This is a genomic window from Streptomyces sp. TAA204 (assembly GCF_000424965.1).
The window spans coordinates 51,023-69,181 of the sequence record NZ_AUKW01000003.1; the positions used below are offsets into that span (position 1 = coordinate 51,023).

Genomic DNA, 18,159 nt, shown 5'->3' on the forward strand with positions numbered 1-18,159 from the left:
CCTCCGTGCGGCCCTCCCTGCGGCCCTCCTCCCGTACGGCCTTCACGGGCAGCCGTCACGGACGGCCGTACGGGGGGACATTCCGGCGCGCGGGACGGGCGGCTCGGTGGAATAGTTCCACGTGAGTCACAGGAGGCCGGAAATGGCGAAGCGAGTGGTGGCCGGCTCCTACGGCGGGCCGGAAGTGCTGTCCGTGGAGGAGACCGAAGTCCCGGCACCGGGCCCGGGAGAAGTGTCGCTGCGTGCGATGGCCATCGGCGTGAACCCGCTGGACCACAAGCTCTACAGCGGTGCGTTCGGGGACGACCCCTCGGCGCTGCCGATGCCCGTCGGACTGGAGCTGGCGGGTGTGGTGACAGCGGTCGGCGAGGGCGCCGAAGGGCCGGACGGTGCGCTGTCGGTGGGGGACGAGGTGATCGCCCACCCGGCTCCCGGCGCCTACGCGACGGAACTGACGGTGCCGGTGGCGGGTGTCGTCCACAAACCGGCCGAGCTGCCCTGGGAGGCCGCGGCGGGTCTGCTGCTGACCGGGTCGGTCGCGGTGCACGCCCTGTCGACCGTCCGCGTGCGCGAAGGTGACACCGTGCTCGTGCACGGAGCGTCCGGCGGGGTGGGCCTGCTCACCGTGCAGATCGCGGTCGCGGTGGGCGCGACGGTACTGGGCACCGCGAGCGAGGCGCACCAGGACATGCTGGAGCGGTACGGCGCGACGCCGCTGACGTACGGGGAAGGACTCGCCGAGCGGGTGCGCGAGGCGGCGCCGGACGGCGTGGACGCCGTGGTGGACACTGCCGGAACGAGGGAAGCAATCGATGTTTCCCTCGATCTGGTGAAGGACCGCGGACGGATCGTCTCCATCCTGGCGTTCGACCGCGGCGACACCGGCATCAAGCTGATCGGCGGCGCCCCGAACGCCGACCCGGGCACCCGGATCAGGGCCGAGGCGTGGCAGCACCTGCTCCCGCTGGCGCAGCACGGCGAACTGGAGGTCGTGGTCGCCCGTACCTACCCACTGGCGGAGGCGGCCGAGGCCCACCGCCTGCTGTTGGAGGGCCACCCGGGGGGCAAGCTGGTGCTGCTGCCCTGAGCGGGTGCCACGGGGTGCTCCCCCGGGTGTCCGTCCCGGCTCCGGCGCCGTCCCGGCTCCGGCGCTCTCAGCTCTCGCGATCACCGGGCAGCGAGGCGTCCGAGGCGAGTTCATGGATGCGCTCCCGGCTCGGGTAGGTGTCCGTCAGCTCGAACTCGGAGAGCGTGACGGGGCCGTGGGCCAGGAATCCCGTACGGACGAAGTCGTTGCCCGCGGTCGCGTTGAGCAGCCAGTCGGCGATCGTACGGGCGCGGGCACTGCCCGTGCGCAGAGCCGCCAGATGGTAGCCACGGGTGACCAACTGGGCGGGCAGGCCCGTGAGTTCGGCTCCGAAGGGGCGGGCGACGGCGTCCCTGCCACCGAGGTCGACGACGAGTCCGAGATCCCTGTGCGCATACGGCCGTGCCGGCATGCCCCGCAGGAGGGCGGCGACATTGCGGGCGCCCTGCCGGCCCTGGCGCATGGCGTGCTGGGCGGTGGGCGGACAGACCGCGGCGCCGGCGGTGCCGGCGGTGTCGGCGTCACCGCGGGAGAGGTCCGGTACGGCCGCCGCGTCACCGAGGGCGAGAACGCCGTCCCTGCCGGGCACCGTCAGGTCGGCCCGTACCACCAGGCGTCCGCGGGCCGTCTCGGCGTCGAGGGTGGCCACGAGCGGACTCGCGGTGACGCCCGCCGTCCAGATGAGAGTGTGGCTCGGCAGGACACGTCCGTCGGTCAGGGTGACCTTTCCGTCGGTCACAGCGTCGACGGAGACGCCGAGCGAGACCCGGGTACCGCGCGCGGTGACGGTCTTCAGAGCCTTGCGGCCGAGCCGGTCGCCCAGCTCCGGCATCAGCTTCGGGGCGTGGTCGACGAGGTGCCACTCGATCCACCGGGGGTCGAGTCGGCGGTAACGGCTCGCGGCGGCGTTCGTCAGCTTCTGGAGGTGCGCGACGGTCTCCGTGCCCGCGTAGCCGCCGCCGACCACGACGAAGCGGAGACGGGCCGCGCGCTCGGCCTCGTCGCGCGTGACGGCGGCCAGATCGAGCTGAGCGATCACATGGTCGCGGATGTATGCCGCCTCCGCCAGTGTCTTCATGCCCCGCCCCTGCCGGGCGAGGCCGGGGATGTCGAAGGTACGGGTGACGCTTCCCGGCGTGAGCACCAGAAAGTCGTAACGCCGGTCGCTCAGCTCGCCGTTGATCAGGCGTACGACGCACACCCTCGCCTCGGTGTCCACGCCGACCGCGCGGCCCGGCACGATGCGCGTACGGCGCAGGAGGCGGCGCAGGGAGGGCGCGACCGCCTGCGGCGTGAGCACCCCGGAGGCCACTTGGGGGAGCAGCGGCAGGTAGAGCTGGTAGTCGTCGGGGGTGACGAGCGAGATCTCCGCCTCCCCCTCGCCGAGTTCGCGCTCCAGCCCGCGCGCGCACGCCACGCCGGCGAAGCCGCCGCCCACGACGATCACTCTGGGTCTGTCCATGTCCGGGGTCACTCACCCTCGTTCGCCGGGTCGGCACCGCGCGGAGCTGTGACGGACGCGGCGATACCGTGCGAAAAGGCTCGCACGGGGACGGGGGCGGCGCACGGCGGAGCGGCATCCGGCGGAGGAGGGACATCCGGCGGAGGGGATCGATCTCGCACGGATCCCGGGACGGCGGGACCTCAGGGGCCTCAGGCACCTCAGGGACCTCAGGGACCTCAGGGACCTCAGGGACCTCAGGGCAGCAGCTTGAGCCCCACGACCCCTCCGACGATCAGCAGCAGGCACAGCAGGCGGGCCGCCGTCACGGGATCCCCGAGCACCGCCATTCCGTAGACGGCTGTCCCGACGGCACCGATCCCCACCCACACGCCGTAGGCGGTGCCGAGCGGGATGTGCACCACCGCATAGGCCAGGCCCGCCATGCTCATCGCGAGGGAGACGAGAAAGAGCACCGAAGGCCACAGCTTGTGCAGCACTCCGGAGGCTTCGAGCGCTGCGGCCCACACGGTCTCCAGCACCCCCGAGATGATCAGAACCACCCAGGCGAGGCCCATCAGCTCCGCTCACTTCCGCCGCCGTCATGTACGAGACGTCCCAGTCGACCACAGACGCCCGGGGACGTCGCCACAGCCACGGCGGCTCGGACGAGGGCGCGTGCGGGGGCGCGCGGAGTGCCCCGTAATCTGACTCGCGCTCGGCGGGGCGGCCCGGGTGGTCCCCTCCCTGGGCGGTCTCCCCTCGAAGCCCGGGCCGAGCCCCCGCCGCTTCGCCTCGATGCGGCTCCGGTGCACCGTGGCGCCGGGTAAGTACTTCGTCCGATTCTGGGAACTTACGGGGGCGATCCGAGGGAGCAGGGGGCGGAATTGACTGCATCGTTTCCGAACAGCTTCGACAAACGGTCCACTTGGAGGGAGGGCGGCGCCTGCGAGGGGATGTTCGGCACACGTGTCCTCAGCGGCCTGGTCGACGGGATCGACGCCTACCGCGCGGGACTTGAGCGGCAGCCGAGGCGGTCGCGCAGCCTGGGCCCGGCGATGCTGGGCGCGTTCAAGCGGCTGGACGACGGGGAGTTGCTGGAGCGCATCGCCGGCTTCCCCGCGGCCTGCGTCGTGGTGCGCAAGCTGCCGGTGAAGGGTCAGGCGGAGGTCAACCGGTTCCAGGACGTGGTGAAGCGGGGAGCGGGCTTCCCGGCCGGAGCCGTGCCGGGCCTGCCGGAGTTGGTGCTCGCCCGCAGAGGCCGTGCCCCACGCGTCGGACCCACCAACCCGATGGAGGACGTACGGCTCCCCGCGCTGAGGACGATCCGCGGCGGAGCCTCGGGCGGCGCGGACCAGGACGTCGGGAACGGCGAGGGCAGAGACGGCAGGGACGCCAGCGAGGACAGCGAGGACGGCGACGGCAACGGCCCCGTGCCGACCCTGCACACGAAGATGATGCTGCTGGGTGAGCTGTGGTGGCACGACGAGGCGACGCTGGGCAAGGCCGCCGACGTCGCGGAGTTCACCCCGCACCGGCTGTGGCTGGGCAGCGCCAACGGCACCGAACGCTCCCGCCGGAACCTGGAGTTCGGCCTGTGGGCCGACGACCGGGCACTGCTGGACGCCGCCCAGCAGTTCCTGGTCCAGGTGCTGGCGCACTCTGAGGACTGGCCCCCCGGCACCGACGGCGCCGGGGGCCCCGAGCGGGGGCAGCAGACCCCGACGGGATTGTCCTAGAGCTCAGTACAGCCGGTGATGAGGCCGGGAAGGTCTGCCGGGCGTCGCGAGCCGGTGAACCTTCCGAGCCGGTGAACCTTCCCCGGTCACAGCGCTAGACGCCGATGTCACGGCCGTCCGCACGCCACACGCTGACGACGGACGGCCGTACGTACGCGCCCTTCCCGTCGGGCCACGACGAGGCGGGGTCCTCCACGCTCGCCCCGTCCACCTCGCCCGGGTGCTGTACGGCGACGAGCACGCGCCGCTCCTGCACGATCGGCCCGCAGGTCTCGGCACCGGTCGGCACGGTGAGGAACTGACGCACCTCGCCGCGCCTGGGGCCGGTCGTGGCGACGCCGAACAGGCCGTCGTGCGAGCCGAGTTCGTTGCCGTCCGTGGAGAGCCACAGGTTGCCGTACGCGTCGAAGGCGACGTTGTCCGGACAGGAGATCGGGCTGACCTGATCCTTGGGGAAGCCGCCGAAGTAGGTGGAGGGGTCCTCCGGGTCGCCGCACACGAGGAACAGCCGCCAGGTGAAGCCGCGCGCGGCCGGGTCGTCGCCCCTCTCGGCGAACTCCAGGATCTGTCCGTGCTTGTTGCCGTCGCGCGGGTTGGCCTCGTCGGGGCCCGCCTTGCCGGAGGCGCCGCGGTCGGTGTTGTTGGTGAGGGCCGCGTAGACGCGTCCCGTGCGGGGGCTGGCCTCGACGTCCTCGGGGCGGTCCATCTTCGTGGCGCCGACCTTGTCACCGGCGATGCGGGTGAAGACGTGGACCTCGTCCGCCGTCATGCCCTCCACATGGGAGCGGTCACCGGTGACCAGCGGAATCCACTTGCCGCGTCCGTCGAACTCCTTGTCGTCCGAAGGGAGTTCGCCGGACCCGTCGATCTCCTCCTCGGGGCTGTCGCCGGTCAGCTTCGCGACGTAGAGCGTGCCCTCGTCCAGCAGCGTCAGGTTGTGCTCGCGGTCGGCACGGCTCCTGCCGCGCCGCATCCGTTTCGAGGACACGAACTTGTAGAGGTACTCGAAGCGTTCGTCGTCGCCCATGTAGACCACGGCGCGGCCGTCGCGCGTCAGCCGCGGCTGGGCGGCCTCGTGCTTGAAGCGGCCGAGGGCGGTGCGCTTGCGGGGTGTGGAGTCCGGGTCGTACGGGTCGAGTTCGACGACCCAGCCGAAGCGATGCGGCTCGTAGGGCTCTTCGGTGACGTCGAAGCGGTCGTCGAAGCGTTCCCACTTGCGCTCGGTGTCGGTGCCCTTGAGGGCGTACCGCTCGAGGCGCTTGCGGTGCTCGTCGTCCTTCACCTTCTCGGTGTTGGCGAAGTACTGGTCGACGTTCTCCTCACCGTGCAGCGTCGTGCCCCACGGAGTGGTGCCGCCCGCGCAGTTGTTGAGTGTGCCCAGGACGGTACGGCCCTCGGGGTCGGCGGTGGTGCGCAGCAGGGGACTGCCCGCCGCGGGGCCTGTGACCTCGAAGGGTGTCGTGGCGGTGATACGACGGTTGAGGCGGTGGCGCGGTACGGCCTTCAGCGCTCCCGAGCCGCGCTCGCCCTCCACGACGACGACGGACAGCCCGTGCGCCGCCCAGCCGATCTCGGCCTGCTCCCGTGTGGGGTCGTCCGCGTCGTAGCCCGCGAACATCAGTGCCTCGTCGGTGTATTCGTGATTGACGACCATCAACTGGCGCCGTGCGCCACCGCGTTCGCCGTCCTTACCGTCCTCGCCGTCGAGCGGGAGCAGCGAGAGGAAGTCGTTGTTGTAACCGAACTGCCCCGCCTGCGCCTTGGCGGTCTGCTTCTCCGGGTCGAAGTCGGGAGCGCCGCGCAGGATCGGTTCGCCCCAGCGGATCACGACGTTCTGCTCGTAGCCCTCGGGGACGGTGACCTTGTCGTCGGTGTTCGGGTCGACGGGCGTGAACCGCAGTCCCTTCGCGGGCTTGCCCCTGGCCTCGTCCCGCAGGTGCGTGGCGGCGGCCGCGCTGCCGCTGGGGCCGCTGCAGGCGCCCGTACCGGCGGCGGCCACGACGCCCGCGACGGCGCCGGCTCGCAGCATCGTGCGACGTGAGAGGGCACGGGCGATGACGTCCCCGGCGTACTCGTTGGCGCTGGTGTTGGGCGCCTCGTGGAAGCAGGCGTCGCCGCAGCGGTACCGGCACGTCATGGCCGACCTTCCGCCCTGGTGCGAGCCGAGCATCGGAAGCAGCTTGCGCATGGTCCGTCCCCTCCGGGTCTCCCGTGTCTGCACGTGGACGCTATGGGCTCCTGCCCGCCGGGGAGCGACCGCGAGGTGAACCGTCGGTGAACCGCCATCGCATTCGCGGACGGGAGCAGCGAAAGGCGGACCGGGCCGCCGCAGCCCGTCATTCCTCCTGATGGAGCCGTTCCAGGCCGTCCACGCGGTGGGCCAGCCAGGCGTCGGCGGACAGCCCGGACACCACCAGCGTCAGGACCACGACCGCGCCGGAGACGACGTTGCGCATGGTGCGCCCCGTCCGGCCACGCAGCGCGGCACGCATCCAGGCCCACGCGAGAACGGTGACCAGGGGAAACCCCACGAGCACGCACGGCAGCTCGATGTACACGAAGCTCCACTCGCGCTGCCCCTCGAACGACCCGCGCACAGCGGGCCCCGCGCCGCGGAACCACACGGCGAAGCCGGCCCCCGCTGCGACGAACGCCAGCAGGCAACCGGTGACGGCGGGGACCTGCTCCTCACGCTGCCTCATGCCACTCAGGGACGCCTTGCCCGCGATCCCAGTTCCGGCCGCCCGTTCGAAGCCGCGTCCGGCAGTGGCGTCCGGCAGTGGCGTCCCAAGCGGCATCCCAAGCCGCCCCGTCACGGCTCCCGCGCGGACAGCCGCCTGGGGACGGGCGACGCCCCGAGGGCTGAGGCACCAACGTGTGTCAGCGCCGGGGTCCGGACGCCGCCCTGGACGGCGTCCGGGTGGCGACACCGGCTAACGGCGCCGCCGTGCGGGGGACTTCGCGGGCGCCTTCGCCCGCACCATGAGCGTGCCCACGTGGTCGGGTTCCGGCGCGGGAAGGACGCGGGCCTCGACGGAGGTGAACCCGCTGCTCCTGAGCACGTCCGTCCACATCCCGGGCGAGAAGGACCAGCGCAGCACCGTGAGCCTGCGTCCGCTGAGTCCGTTGCCGTACATCGCCTGCGGCCCGTAGTAGCCCTCGATCGGCTCCGCCTGCGAGAAGGCGAAGACGCCGCCGGGGTTGAGCCGCCGGACCACGAGCGGGACCAGTTCCTCCGGGTCGGTGAACCACACGGCCCCCCACCGGGAGTAGACCGCGTCGAAGGTGCTCGGACTGCCGGAAAGGTAGTCGCACGCCTCCGCGTTGACGAACGAGAGGCCGGGAGTCCCTTCCCACCACAGCCGTGCTCGGGCGGTCTGAGCGGGAGAGAGGTCGAGCGCGGTCACCTCCACGCCCCTGCGGGCGAGGTAGACGGCCTCCCTGCCCTCGGCCGAGCCCAGTTCGAGGGCGGTGCGGGGCTCTCCCAGGAATCCGGCGCCTGGGCCGTGCCCGGGATGCTGCGTCCACTCGAAGGAGTCGACCTGCGGCGGCGGAGGCTCGCCCTCGCCCTTGTGCGGCTTGTACGTGTCCCAGTACTCGGAAAGGCTCTTCGACGTGAGTGGCATGCGCTTCCTCAGTGCGTGCGATGCGGGAGTGTCACCACGTTCGGCACGCTATGCGCTGTCCCTGACCCGGCGGCCGGGGACGAGGACGTTTCACCCGAACGTGCCTCACTCTCGGAGCCCGCCCGCGAACGGCCCCCGGAACGGCCCCCGGACGGCCCGCGAAGACGGGCCCGGAGCCTGCGCCGCAGGCCGGACACGCGTGGCCGTTCCCTCCTCCCCGCGCGCCGTGTGAACCTTTCAAACGCCACCGATCCCGGGGCCCTGCACCCCCCGGCCCGGGGCTCGTGGCACGCACGGACGTCACCTACCGCCGGAACAGAAAGGCTGCGCGCAACGATGAGCACCCTCGACTCCCCCGTTCCGCGGTTCCATCTCGCCATGCCCGTCGACGACTTGGAGGCCGCACGCCGCTTCTACGGTGACGTGCTCGGCCTGGAGCAGGGGCGCAGCGCGGCGAGCTGGACCGACTGGAACCTGCACGGGCACCAGTTCGTCACCCACCTCGCCCCCGGGCACCGCGGCGGAGGCGCACACAACCCGGTCGACGGACACGACGTGCCCGTACCGCACTTCGGGCTGATCCTGAGCGTCCCCGCCTTCCACGAGCTGGCCGGCCGGCTGCGCGACGCCGGCACCCGCTTCGTCATCGAGCCGTACGTGCGCTTCGAGGGGGAGCCCGGCGAGCAGTGGACGATGTTCCTGCACGATCCCGCGGGAAACGCCCTGGAGTTCAAGGCGTTCGCGGACGACTCGCAGGTCTTCGCCACCGGATGAGCGCCGGGCGGCGACGCCCCGACCGGGGACCCGCCCGGGTCGGCCCCGGGTCGGCCCGGCCCGGCAAGCATGAAGCCCCGGAGCGCACTCGGCGTGTGCGCTCCGGGGCCCCGATGCGGAACTGGATCAGGCCAGACCGCCGCTGACGCTGCCGCTGACACCGTCGAGGCCGGCGCCCACAGCGCCGGAGACGCCGCCCACGCCGGGCACGTTGGCGCCCACGCTCGCGGCGACGCCGCCCGGAACGGCGGCCACGTCGGCGCCGCCGAGTCCGCCGGGCAGGTTGACGCCCACGCCGCCGGACACATTGTCGAGGTCGGCGTCGGAGAGCTCGGCAGTCTCGATCCGGTCAGTCGCGTTACGCATGAAGTGTCCAATCGATGAGCGGGAACACCCGTCCGGTAATCCGGAGGTCGTGGGATCAGAGCATTCCGGCGGAGGCTTACGCCAGACATGACACCTGCCTCCCCCATGATCCTCACTTGATCTTCCTATTCATGACCATGCCGGGACGGGACGTCCGGGCCGCGAAACGGCCTCGGCCTGCGGGAAAGGGCTGCGTGAGGCGGGCCCGGCCGGTTCATCGGCCGTCACACGGCAGGCAGCGCACCGGAGTTGAGAACCTTCACCGGACCCACACCGTCCTCACCGCCGGCCGAACCGCCGGGCCACGGGCGGAGGGCGGCGGACCACTGGTCCGTCACAGGACCACGCCCGCCCAGACCTGCTTGTGGTCGGAGTGTTCCGCGTACGTCACACGGCTCCACTTCACCTGCACCGACGGAGACACGAAGAGGTAGTCGATCTTCCCCTTGCTGTGGGTGGGCTCCCCGGACCTGCACGGCTCGTACCGGTCCCGCGGCACCTGCGCCGTCCGGTGCTCCCGCCCGACCTCGTCTCCGCAGGGACTCGCGGCCTCCTTGAGCCCGCCGCGCGCCCCGCCACCGTAGTCGCGGTGATAGAGGCCGCCCAGGACACCGGACAGGGGGAGGTCGTTGATGTCCCCGCCGAGGAGGACGGAGTGACCCGGATACTCGGACGCCAGCACGCGCCGCACCTTCGCCGTCTCCCGCTTCCGGCTCGCCAGGTACTCGCCACGGCCGGGCGTCAGATGAGCCGAGCAGGCGACAGCCTTCCGTGACTGCGAGCGCACACAGACCATCTCGCGGTACTCGTCACCGGAGGTGGAGCCCAGCCGGTGCACGTCGGGGTCGTCCTCGTCGAAGCCCACGTCGTCGCGGAGGACGAGACCGTTGCCGAAGTCGGTGGGGTGATGACAGCGGGCTGGGCTCCCGGGGTTCCTGGCGAGGTTGTCGACGGGACTGAAGAGCACCGTGTAACCGGGCAGCCGCTCCTCCAGCCTCTCGGTCCAGTCACGGCACGTCTCTTGCAGCGAGACGAACGCCGGCTCGCGGTCCTGCACGTCCGCGGCGAGGGCGTCGGGGGCCACATGGCCCTTCGCGCCGTGCTCGGTCGTCCCGCCGGCCATGTTGAACTGGCCGATGGTGTAGGCGCCCTCCTGCGACTCCGGCTTCCCGGGCGGGGGGTCCGTCGCGCAGGAGGCGAGCAGCAGGCCCACGGCGATGAGGCCCGCCGCCGCCACGGCACCGCCCGGCGGAGCAATCACGCGACGGATGACGCCCTCCATGTCCGGTCCCCGTGTGTGAAGTTCTGTACGCGCGCAAGCATGCAGAGGCGCGCGGGGGGCGTCAACAGCTCTCCGGTGGAGGCGTCTCCCGCACCGACGCCCGTGTTGCACGCCTCTGTGCGCCTGGGAGCAGGCGCACACCGCGCTTCCTGCAGGTACATCCACTTGACATGAAGCGTATCGTTTATCGATGGTATCGATAAGCGATACGCTTCGGCGGACAGGGGGGAATCATGGGTGCCAAGTCCTGGTGGAGCCAGACCGACAGCCGGCTGCTGGAGGCGGCTGTCGGCCTGACTGGTGTGCTGGTCGGCGTCTTCGGAGTACTGCTTCCGGCCCTCGGGGTGGCCGGTCAGTCGGATCCGGCGGACACCCGCGAAGTCGAGGCCGGGACGGCGACCCGGATACCGGGAACCGTGACCGACGCGGTGACGGGCCACGGCATGACCCTGACCGGCACACACCGGGCGGATCTCGTCCTCACCGCCCCCGACGTGGGGCAGCGCCTGCTGCTCGTCCTGCCGGGAATCGTCGGCAGCCTGCTTCTGCTCCTCATCCTGGCCCTCCTTTTCAAGATGGCCCGGACCCTGAGCGGCGGCGACGTCTTCGTGCCGGTGAACGCACGACGCCTGAGTGTCATAGGGCTCACGGTTCTGGTGCAGGCCGTCCTTGCCCCGGTGCTGCCGGCGCTCACCACGGAAATGCTGGTGCGCGACACCCCCATGGCCGAGCAGGTCCCGTTCTCGGTCAGCTTCACCGGCGAGTACATACTGCTGGCCTTCCTCATCCTGGCGCTGGGAGAAGTCTTCCGGCGCGGAACGAAGCTGCGCGCCGATACCGAGGGGTTGGTCTGATGCCACCGGAAGAGGAGCACCGGGTCCAGGTCCACCTGGGCCGACTGCTGGCCGAGCGCGGCATGACCCTGTCCGAACTCGCAGCCAGGGTCGGGGTGACGGTGGTCAACCTCTCCATTCTCAAGAACGACCGGGCGAAGGCCATCCGCTTCTCCACCCTCACCGCGATCTGCCGCGAACTGAACTGCCAGCCCGGCGACCTGCTCAGCATCCGCAGAGACTGAACCTCTCCCGGAGACCTGACGGCCGGGTACCGATCCGTCGCGCACGTCGTCAGCCGTGCGGCCCCGGGCCCGGATTCCCGGCACATTTCCGCCGTCGACGACCCGAGCGACGCAGACACTCACGGTGTGTAACCGCTTCGCTGCATCTGCGGGCGGGCCGATAGGCTTTCGGCATGGCGGCCACTGGATCAGAGCAGGGATCGAAGGCGTACTACGTCACGACCCCCATTTACTACGTCAACGACGCTCCGCACCTGGGCCACGCCTATACGACCGTCGCAGGCGACGTCCTCACGCGCTGGCACCGTCAGCGCGGCGAGAAGGTGTGGTACCTCACCGGCACGGACGAGCACGGTCAGAAGGTCATGCGCACCGCCCAGGCGAACGGGGTCTCCCCGCGCGAGTGGTGCGACAAGCTCGTCGAGGAGGCGTGGAAGCCCCTCTGGGAGCATCTGGGGATCAAGAACGACGACTTCATCCGCACCACGGAGGATCGGCACACGGCGCGTGTCCGCGAGTTCGTCCAGGATCTCTACGACAAGGGCGAGATCTACCAGGGCGGCTACGAGGGCCCGTACTGCGTGGGCTGCGAGGAGTACAAGACCTACGGCGAACTGCTGGAGGGCGAAGGGGAGTTCGCCGGGCAGAAGCTGTGCCCCATCCACCGGGCGCCGGTGGAGATGCTCCAGGAGGAGAACTACTTCTTCAAGCTGTCCGAGTACGGCCCGAAGCTCCTGGAGCACTACGAGCAGCACCCGGAGTTCATCCAGCCCGAGTCCGCGCGGAACGAAGTCGTGAACTTCGTACGCCAGGGCCTGGAGGACCTGTCGATCTCCCGCTCGACGTTCGACTGGGGCGTGAAGGTGCCCTGGGACGACAAGCACGTCATCTACGTGTGGATCGACGCGCTGCTCAACTACGCCACCGCTGTGGGCTACGGCGCGGACCAGGAACGCTTCGAGCGGACCTTCCCCGCGGACGTGCACCTGGTGGGCAAGGACATCCTCCGCTTCCACGCGGTGATCTGGCCGGCGATGCTGATGGCCAACGGCCTCCCGCTGCCGGGGAAGATCGCCGCGAACGGCTGGCTGATGGTCGGCGGCGAGAAGATGTCGAAGTCGAACCTGACGGGCATTTCGCCGCAGCAGCTCACGAGCCACTTCGGCGTGGACGCCTACCGCTGGTACTTCCTGCGGGCCATCGCCTTCGGGCAGGACGGCTCCTTCTCCTGGGAGGACTTCACCGCCCGCTACACCAGCGAACTGGCCAACGACTACGGCAACCTCGCCTCCCGCGTCGCGGCCATGGTCGGCAAGTACTTCGGCGGGGCCCTGCCGGAGGCCACGGCGAGCGGCGAGGCGGAGCAGGCGATCACCGACGGGCTGGCCAAGGCCGTCGCCGAGGCGGACGAACGCATCGGCGAGCAACTGGACTTCGCCGGCGGCATCGCCGCGGTCTTCGACTTCGTCAAGCAGGTCAACGGCTATCTGACGGAGCAGGCCCCGTGGAAGGTCGCCAAGGACGAGTCCGCCGAGGCGCAGGCACGGCTGGCGACGATCCTCTACACGGCAGCCGAGTCGCTGCGCGCCTGCGCGGTTCTGCTGAACCCGGTGATGCCTCAGACGTCGGGCAAGCTGTGGGAGTCGCTGGGCGCCGAACCGCACCTCGGCCCGCTGGCGGACCAGCGCGTGGGCGACGCGGCCCGCTGGGGACAGCTCCCGGCGGGCGCGACGGTCACCAAGGGCGCGGTGCTCTTCCCGCGGCTGGAGGACTGAGGCGGCATCCCCGTACGCCCGGTGAGCACGGTCGTGGTCAGGCTCACCGGGCAGTTCCGTCGGGCCCCGCATCGACGAGGGCAGCGATCAGCACCGCATCGTCGACGACGATCACTCGCCGCTCCTGCCTTCCCGCCCGTCACGCTGCGCCTCAAGGATGGCCTCCATCGACACCGGCTCGGTCAGCTCCGCGCGAGCGGCGCCAAGTACCTCTTCGGCGGACTGGCGCTGCGCCTGCCGCTCCAAGGTGACCCTCAGATACTCCTGAAGTGACCGGCCCGATTCCGCCGCGCGCCGACGCAGTATGGCGTATGCGTTGTCGTCGAGATTCCTGACCTGCACATTAGGCATGCATGCATTCTCCAGCGCTGTTCCAGCGCTTGTGCACACCGTTCGCTGGCCACCGAGCCGGAAATGGGGTCGCCGGCGGGGCGCGGGCGGCCCTCGCAGTTGGCCGGACGACCTCACCACCTCCCACCCGCCGGTCTGCGAGCCGTGCGCCGTGCAGTCCGTGCGGATCTGCCCGCATCTGCAACAGCGCTCCGTGGCGTTACGCGTACGGGCGCACACACCGGCGGGCGTGCACGGCGCGCTCTACCGGCCGGGCCACCCTCGTCCCTGTGCATGGACAGCCGCCGCAGTGAGCTACGACGATTCCCGCATCCGCTGGACACGCGCCGGGCAGCTGGTCGTGCGCCTCGACTCCTACACCGTCGTGGATCTGCGGCAACCGTGACACGGCCGCTTCACGGCAGGGACCGGCGACGCGGACGCCGCTCGCGCCGCCCCCCTACAGCTTCGGCTTGCGCACCGACAGGTGCAGCTCCTTCAGGCGGGCCTCGTCGACCTCGCTGGGGGCGCCCATCAGCAGGTCCTGCGCGTTGCCGTTGAGCGGGAAGGCGATCGTCTCGCGGATGTTGGGCTCGTCCGCGAGCAGCATCACGATGCGGTCGATTCCCGGGGCGATGCCGCCGTGCGGCGGGGCGCCGAAGCGGAACGCGCGCAGCATGCCGCCGAATTCACGCTCGACGTCCTCCTGCGAATAGCCCGCGATCCCGAACGCCTCGAACATGATCTCGGGTTCGTGGTTCCGGATGGCGCCCGAGGAGAGTTCGACGCCGTTGCAGACGATGTCGTACTGCCAGGCGAGGACGTCCAGCGGGTCCTTCGTGCGCAGCGCCTCCAGCCCGCCCTGCGGCATGGAGAAGGGGTTGTGCGAGAACTCGATCTCGCCGGTCTCCTCGTCCTTCTCGAACATCGGGAAGTCGACGATCCAGCAGAAGCGGAAGACGCCTTCCTCGAAGTGTCCGGTGCGCTTGGCGGCCTCGACACGGACCGCGCCCATGATCTTCGATACCTCGTCGAACTCCCCCGCGCCGAAGAAGACCGCCGTGCCGGGCTCGGCCTTCAGCACCGTCAGAAGCTGCGAGACGTCGTTCTCGTCGAGGAACTTGGCGATGGGGCCGGTCAGGCCGCGGTCCTCACCGACGCGGACCCAGGCGAGCCCCTTGGCGCCCTGCTCGACGGCGAACTCGCCCATCTGGTCGAAGAACTTGCGCGGCTGGTCAGCCGTGTCCGGGACCGCCAGCGCCCGTACGTGCTTGCCGGCGAACGCCTTGAAGCCCGAGCCCTCGAAGACGTCGGAGACGTCGACCAGTTCGAGCTGGGCGCGCAGATCGGGCTTGTCGGAGCCGTACTTGAGCATCGCCTCGCGGAAGGGGACGCGCGGGAAGGGCGAGGTGCACTCCCGTCCGCCGCCCAGTTCCCGGAAGAGGTCGGTCATCACCTTCTCGATGACCTCGAAGACGTCCTCCTGCTCGACGAAGCTCATCTCCATGTCGAGCTGGTAGAACTCTCCGGGGGAGCGGTCCGCGCGGGCGTCCTCGTCCCTGAAGCAGGGCGCGATCTGGAAGTACCGGTCGAAGCCGGCGATCATCAGCAGCTGCTTGAACTGCTGAGGCGCCTGCGGCAGCGCGTAGAACTTCCCGGCGTGCAGCCGCGAGGGTACGAGGAAGTCGCGGGCGCCCTCGGGGGAGGTGGCGGAGAGGATCGGCGTCGCCAGCTCGTTGAAGCCCTGGCCTGCCATCTTCTCGCGGATCTTCGAGATGACCTGCGAGCGCAGGATGATGTTGCGGTGCATGCGCTCGCGGCGCAGGTCGAGGAAGCGGTGCTCCAGGCGCCTCTCCTCGTTGACCCCGTCCTCGGCGTTGATCGTGAAGGGGATCTGCTCGGCCCCGCTCAGCACCTCCACGTCGGCGACCTCGACCTCGATGTCGCCGGTGGGCAGCTCGGGGTTGACGTTGTCGGCACCGCGTGCGCTGACCCGGCCGTCCACGCGGAGGACGGACTCCTTCGACAGCGAGCTGAGCCGGTCGTGCACCTCAGTGTGCTCCGGCCGTACGACGAGCTGCACGATGCCGTAGTGGTCGCGCAGGTCGATGAAGAGGATGCCGCCCAGGTTCCGCCTGTTGTGCAGCCACCCGCTCAGCCGGACGTCGGTTCCGACGTCCGGGGCACGAAGCTCACCGCAGGTGTGGGAACGGTACCGATGCATCATTCATCCAGTCGTCGGATCGGCAGTCACTCGTGACAGTTACTCGGAGGTCGGCCCTCAGAGTACCGCCCTGGCTCAGCCCCACTCGCCCTGCTTTCCAGAAGCAACATAAAGTGGGGCAATGCGCACCGAGGACGTGCTCAGGGCCAGCGGGACCGGCCTCTGGCGCTGGGACGGTACGACCGGTGCCTCCACCGTCGACCTGTTCACCGCACACCTCCTCGGCATTCCGGCCAGGCAGGAGGGGACGAGGCCGGTCTCCGTGCCCGCGGAAAGTCCCGGCACGGACCGCCCCGCGGAACCGTCCGGGGGGCCGTCCGCCCACTCGGCCCCCGGTCCCCCCGACGACAGCCCGGACCTCCCCGGTGAGACGCTCACGCTCCCGGAGATGACCGTCCGGTCGTGCATCCACGTCGCCGACTACGTGGAGCTGATGTCCACGGCCACCCTCGCCCTGACCGAGTGGAATCTCGCCGAGTCGGTGCTGCGGGTCGTCGCCGAGGACGGCAGCGTCCTGCGGACGGTGCGGGTGCGGATGACGCCGCAGGGGGAGGGCGCGGCGCTGTCCATGATCGGGACGGTCTCCGAGATTCCGGACTCCCCCGCCGAACCCCCGCGTCCCCCGCAGGACGAGCAGCTCAGCCGTGAGGCGTTCCTGATGTACACCGGCCGCGCCCTGGCTGAGGCGCGTACGACCGCCGAGGTGCTGCGGGTGGCGGCCTCTCTGGCCATGCCCGGCTTCACACCCAGGGCACTCGCGGTCTTCAGCCTGGAGGGCGACCAGCTCACGCTGGTGGGCACCCACGGCCAGCGGCCCGTGCCGCAGCATCTGCTGCCCTTCATCGAGATGTCCGTGGAGGCCGACCACCCGGCAGCCGAGGTCTGCCGGACGGGACGGGCGATCTACCTCCCGGCACCCGCCGACTACCGGAGCCGGTATCCGGCTGTCTGGCCGAAGGTGGAACGGGTCGGCAACCAAGCGTGGGCGTTCCTGCCCCTGGCGGTCTCCAACCGCGTCCTGGGCGCGTGGATGGTGGCCTTCGGCGAGCCCCTCGACTTCTCCACCGAAGAGCGGTCCATGCTGGTGAACGTCGCCCGGATGCTGGCCCAGGCGATCTCGCGCACGTCCATGCACGAGACCGAGCTGCAGCTCGCCGCCGGGCTGCAGCGCACCCTGCGGCCCGCGCGCAGGCCGTTCATCGAGGGGATGCGGCTGGCGGCCCGTTACGTGCCCTCGGGCGGCGGCCTGGAGGTGGGCGGCGACTGGTACGACGTGATCCCCCTGCCCTCGGGCCGTACGGCACTGGTGATCGGCGACGTGCAGGGGCACGACGTACGGGCCGCGGGGATCATGGCGGAGCTGCGGATCGCGCTGCGGGCGTACGCGGCTGAGGGTCACCGCCCCGACGCTGTCCTCTCCCGCGCCTCCCGCTTCCTGGCGGGCATGGGGCATCCGGAGCTGATGCCGGGCGGCGCGGAGGGTGAGGACCACTCCGAGGACGACCGCTTCGCCACCTGCCTCTACATGGAGGCCGACCCCGTCTCCGGCATCCTCGACATCGCCCGTGCCGGGCACCCCGACCCGGCGCTGTGGCTGGCCGACGGGACCATGCTGATCCGGCCCACGGCCGGCGGGCTGCCGCTCGGCATCGAACCGGGAACGGAGTACCCGACGACGCGGCTGGTGCTGGATCCGGGCGAGACGCTGCTGGCGTGCACGGACGGGCTCATCGAGGCCGGTGGTCACACCATCGACTCCGGCTGGCGCCGCATCCGGCAGGTCTCCGAGGAGGAGACCGAGGGGGCGCGGGCACCGGAGGATCTGGAGAGGTTCGCGAACGCCCTGGTCGAGACCTCGCACGCCCCGTTCAACGGCGACGAGGCGGGTCCGCTCGCCGACCGGCGCGAGGACGACATGGCTGTGCTGCTGCTCTCCCTCGACCCCGCCTACGCGGCGGAGCGGACCGAGGCCGCGGAGGGCGTGACACGGCGTACGACGCTCACGGTCGCCCAGGCCGAGCCGGACCGGATCGGCGAGGCGCGCCACCAGCTCCAGGGCATGCTCTACGACTGGGTGCACGAGGAGCAGATCGACGCCGCCGTGCTGATGCTCTCGGAGCTGCTGACCAACGTCCTGGTGCACACGGAGGGCGACGCGCTGGTGGTCGCCGAGTGCAGCGGCCCGCGCGGGAGCCGGGTGCTGCGGGTCGAGGTCGGCGACAGCAGCGACGCACTGCCGCACCGCCGCACTCCGGGCGAACTGGCCTCGTCGGGGCGGGGGTTGGTGATGATGGAGATGCTGGCCGGCGCGTGGGGCGTGGACCCGAGGGGCGAGGGCAAGTCCATCTGGTTCGAGATGCGCGAGGACGATCCGCCGGTGAACTGAGCGGCGTGGACGGCGGCGGGCGCACGCGCGGGCCGGGCACCGCCTCCCGGA

16 protein-coding genes are annotated in these 18,159 nt (G+C 70.8%); 7 read left to right on the forward strand and 9 right to left on the reverse strand.

The annotated features are described in order from the left end of the window. The first annotated feature begins 142 nt into the window (after nucleotides 1-142). Nucleotides 143-1,087 (forward strand): zinc-binding dehydrogenase, encoded by a 945-nt coding sequence (locus H343_RS0105895; RefSeq protein WP_028430388.1) that lies wholly within the window; start codon nucleotides 143-145, stop codon nucleotides 1,085-1,087. Between the two features lie 67 nt (nucleotides 1,088-1,154). Here H343_RS0105895 and H343_RS0105900 read toward each other — a convergent pair whose 3' ends face one another. Both H343_RS0105900 and H343_RS0105905 read right to left on the reverse strand, forming a co-directional pair. Next, entirely contained in the window at nucleotides 1,155-2,549 is a 1,395-nt protein-coding gene (locus tag H343_RS0105900) for an FAD-dependent oxidoreductase (RefSeq protein WP_028430389.1), read from the reverse strand. A gap of 236 nt (nucleotides 2,550-2,785) precedes the next feature. Beyond that, nucleotides 2,786-3,106, reverse strand: a complete 321-nt coding sequence (locus H343_RS0105905; RefSeq protein ID WP_028430390.1) for a DMT family transporter — start codon at nucleotides 3,104-3,106, stop codon at nucleotides 2,786-2,788. A gap of 309 nt (nucleotides 3,107-3,415) precedes the next feature. On the opposite strand from H343_RS0105905, the gene H343_RS0105910 reads away from it, so the two are divergent. Next, nucleotides 3,416-4,267 (forward strand): hypothetical protein, encoded by an 852-nt coding sequence (locus H343_RS0105910; RefSeq protein WP_158679514.1) that lies wholly within the window; start codon nucleotides 3,416-3,418, stop codon nucleotides 4,265-4,267. Between the two features lie 94 nt (nucleotides 4,268-4,361). Here H343_RS0105910 and H343_RS0105915 read toward each other — a convergent pair whose 3' ends face one another. From H343_RS0105915 to H343_RS29095, 3 genes are all read right to left on the reverse strand, one after another. Next, the gene (locus H343_RS0105915) at nucleotides 4,362-6,455 is read right to left on the reverse strand and encodes a PhoX family protein (RefSeq protein WP_028430392.1); all 2,094 of its coding nucleotides are present in this window, start codon (nucleotides 6,453-6,455) and stop codon (nucleotides 4,362-4,364) included. A gap of 148 nt (nucleotides 6,456-6,603) precedes the next feature. Beyond that, nucleotides 6,604-6,969, reverse strand: a complete 366-nt coding sequence (locus H343_RS0105920; RefSeq protein WP_028430393.1) for a hypothetical protein — start codon at nucleotides 6,967-6,969, stop codon at nucleotides 6,604-6,606. Nucleotides 6,970-7,200: 231 nt separating this feature from the next. After that, nucleotides 7,201-7,893, reverse strand: a complete 693-nt coding sequence (locus tag H343_RS29095; protein WP_037902663.1) for a class I SAM-dependent methyltransferase — start codon at nucleotides 7,891-7,893, stop codon at nucleotides 7,201-7,203. Nucleotides 7,894-8,229: 336 nt separating this feature from the next. On the opposite strand from H343_RS29095, the gene H343_RS0105930 reads away from it, so the two are divergent. After that, entirely contained in the window at nucleotides 8,230-8,667 is a 438-nt protein-coding gene (locus H343_RS0105930) for a VOC family protein (protein WP_028430394.1), read from the forward strand. A 126-nt stretch (nucleotides 8,668-8,793) separates the two neighbouring features. On the opposite strand, the gene H343_RS0105935 is transcribed toward H343_RS0105930, so the two are convergent. Beyond that, complete coding sequence (locus H343_RS0105935) at nucleotides 8,794-9,033, reverse strand: hypothetical protein (RefSeq protein ID WP_037902666.1); 240 nt, start codon at nucleotides 9,031-9,033, stop codon at nucleotides 8,794-8,796. 334 nt (nucleotides 9,034-9,367) lie between these two features. Next, nucleotides 9,368-10,315 carry an endonuclease/exonuclease/phosphatase family protein gene (locus H343_RS0105945; protein ID WP_028430396.1) on the reverse strand — a complete coding sequence of 316 codons (948 nt, stop codon included), beginning with the start codon at nucleotides 10,313-10,315 and terminating at the stop codon, nucleotides 9,368-9,370. A gap of 233 nt (nucleotides 10,316-10,548) precedes the next feature. Between H343_RS0105945 and H343_RS0105950 the strand changes: the two genes are divergently transcribed. The 3 genes from H343_RS0105950 to metG all read left to right on the forward strand — a co-directional run bounded on the left by H343_RS0105950 (nucleotide 10,549) and on the right by metG (nucleotide 13,168). Continuing rightward, a complete protein-coding gene (locus tag H343_RS0105950) occupies nucleotides 10,549-11,169 on the forward strand; it encodes a DUF2975 domain-containing protein (protein ID WP_028430397.1) in 621 nt (206 codons plus the stop codon). Continuing rightward, a complete protein-coding gene (locus H343_RS0105955) occupies nucleotides 11,169-11,393 on the forward strand; it encodes a helix-turn-helix domain-containing protein (RefSeq protein WP_028430398.1) in 225 nt (74 codons plus the stop codon). The genes H343_RS0105950 and H343_RS0105955 overlap by 1 nt, the downstream gene beginning before the upstream one ends. Before the next feature lie 173 nt (nucleotides 11,394-11,566). Beyond that, nucleotides 11,567-13,168 carry a methionine--tRNA ligase gene (gene metG, locus H343_RS0105960; RefSeq protein ID WP_028430399.1) on the forward strand — a complete coding sequence of 534 codons (1,602 nt, stop codon included), beginning with the start codon at nucleotides 11,567-11,569 and terminating at the stop codon, nucleotides 13,166-13,168. Between the two features lie 111 nt (nucleotides 13,169-13,279). On the opposite strand, the gene H343_RS0105965 is transcribed toward metG, so the two are convergent. Then, nucleotides 13,280-13,519, reverse strand: a complete 240-nt coding sequence (locus H343_RS0105965; RefSeq protein WP_028430400.1) for a FitA-like ribbon-helix-helix domain-containing protein — start codon at nucleotides 13,517-13,519, stop codon at nucleotides 13,280-13,282. Nucleotides 13,520-13,958: 439 nt separating this feature from the next. Next, entirely contained in the window at nucleotides 13,959-15,722 is a 1,764-nt protein-coding gene (gene aspS, locus H343_RS0105975) for an aspartate--tRNA ligase (protein ID WP_028430401.1), read from the reverse strand. Nucleotides 15,723-15,843: 121 nt separating this feature from the next. Between aspS and H343_RS29100 the strand changes: the two genes are divergently transcribed. Next, nucleotides 15,844-18,108: a SpoIIE family protein phosphatase gene (locus H343_RS29100; protein WP_037902668.1), complete on the forward strand. Its 2,265-nt coding sequence runs from the start codon at nucleotides 15,844-15,846 to the stop codon at nucleotides 18,106-18,108. Nucleotides 18,109-18,159: the final 51 nt, after the last annotated feature.

Bases quoted from the DNA above. Each gene is read 5' to 3' on its own strand.
- H343_RS0105895 (WP_028430388.1), top strand. From the start codon at position 143: ATGGCGAAGCGAGTGGTGGCCGGCTCCTACGGCGGGCCGGAAGTGCTG.
- H343_RS0105900 (WP_028430389.1), bottom strand. From the start codon at position 2,549: ATGGACAGACCCAGAGTGATCGTCGTGGGCGGCGGCTTCGCCGGCGTG.
- H343_RS0105905 (WP_028430390.1), bottom strand. From the start codon at position 3,106: ATGGGCCTCGCCTGGGTGGTTCTGATCATCTCGGGGGTGCTGGAGACC.
- H343_RS0105915 (WP_028430392.1), bottom strand. From the start codon at position 6,455: ATGCGCAAGCTGCTTCCGATGCTCGGCTCGCACCAGGGCGGAAGGTCG.
- H343_RS0105920 (WP_028430393.1), bottom strand. From the start codon at position 6,969: ATGAGGCAGCGTGAGGAGCAGGTCCCCGCCGTCACCGGTTGCCTGCTG.
- H343_RS29095 (WP_037902663.1), bottom strand. From the start codon at position 7,893: ATGCCACTCACGTCGAAGAGCCTTTCCGAGTACTGGGACACGTACAAG.
- H343_RS0105930 (WP_028430394.1), top strand. From the start codon at position 8,230: ATGAGCACCCTCGACTCCCCCGTTCCGCGGTTCCATCTCGCCATGCCC.
- H343_RS0105935 (WP_037902666.1), bottom strand. From the start codon at position 9,033: ATGCGTAACGCGACTGACCGGATCGAGACTGCCGAGCTCTCCGACGCC.
- H343_RS0105945 (WP_028430396.1), bottom strand. From the start codon at position 10,315: ATGGAGGGCGTCATCCGTCGCGTGATTGCTCCGCCGGGCGGTGCCGTG.
- H343_RS0105950 (WP_028430397.1), top strand. From the start codon at position 10,549: ATGGGTGCCAAGTCCTGGTGGAGCCAGACCGACAGCCGGCTGCTGGAG.
- H343_RS0105955 (WP_028430398.1), top strand. From the start codon at position 11,169: ATGCCACCGGAAGAGGAGCACCGGGTCCAGGTCCACCTGGGCCGACTG.
- metG (WP_028430399.1), top strand. From the start codon at position 11,567: ATGGCGGCCACTGGATCAGAGCAGGGATCGAAGGCGTACTACGTCACG.
- H343_RS0105965 (WP_028430400.1), bottom strand. From the start codon at position 13,519: ATGCCTAATGTGCAGGTCAGGAATCTCGACGACAACGCATACGCCATA.
- aspS (WP_028430401.1), bottom strand. From the start codon at position 15,722: ATGCATCGGTACCGTTCCCACACCTGCGGTGAGCTTCGTGCCCCGGAC.
- H343_RS29100 (WP_037902668.1), top strand. From the start codon at position 15,844: ATGCGCACCGAGGACGTGCTCAGGGCCAGCGGGACCGGCCTCTGGCGC.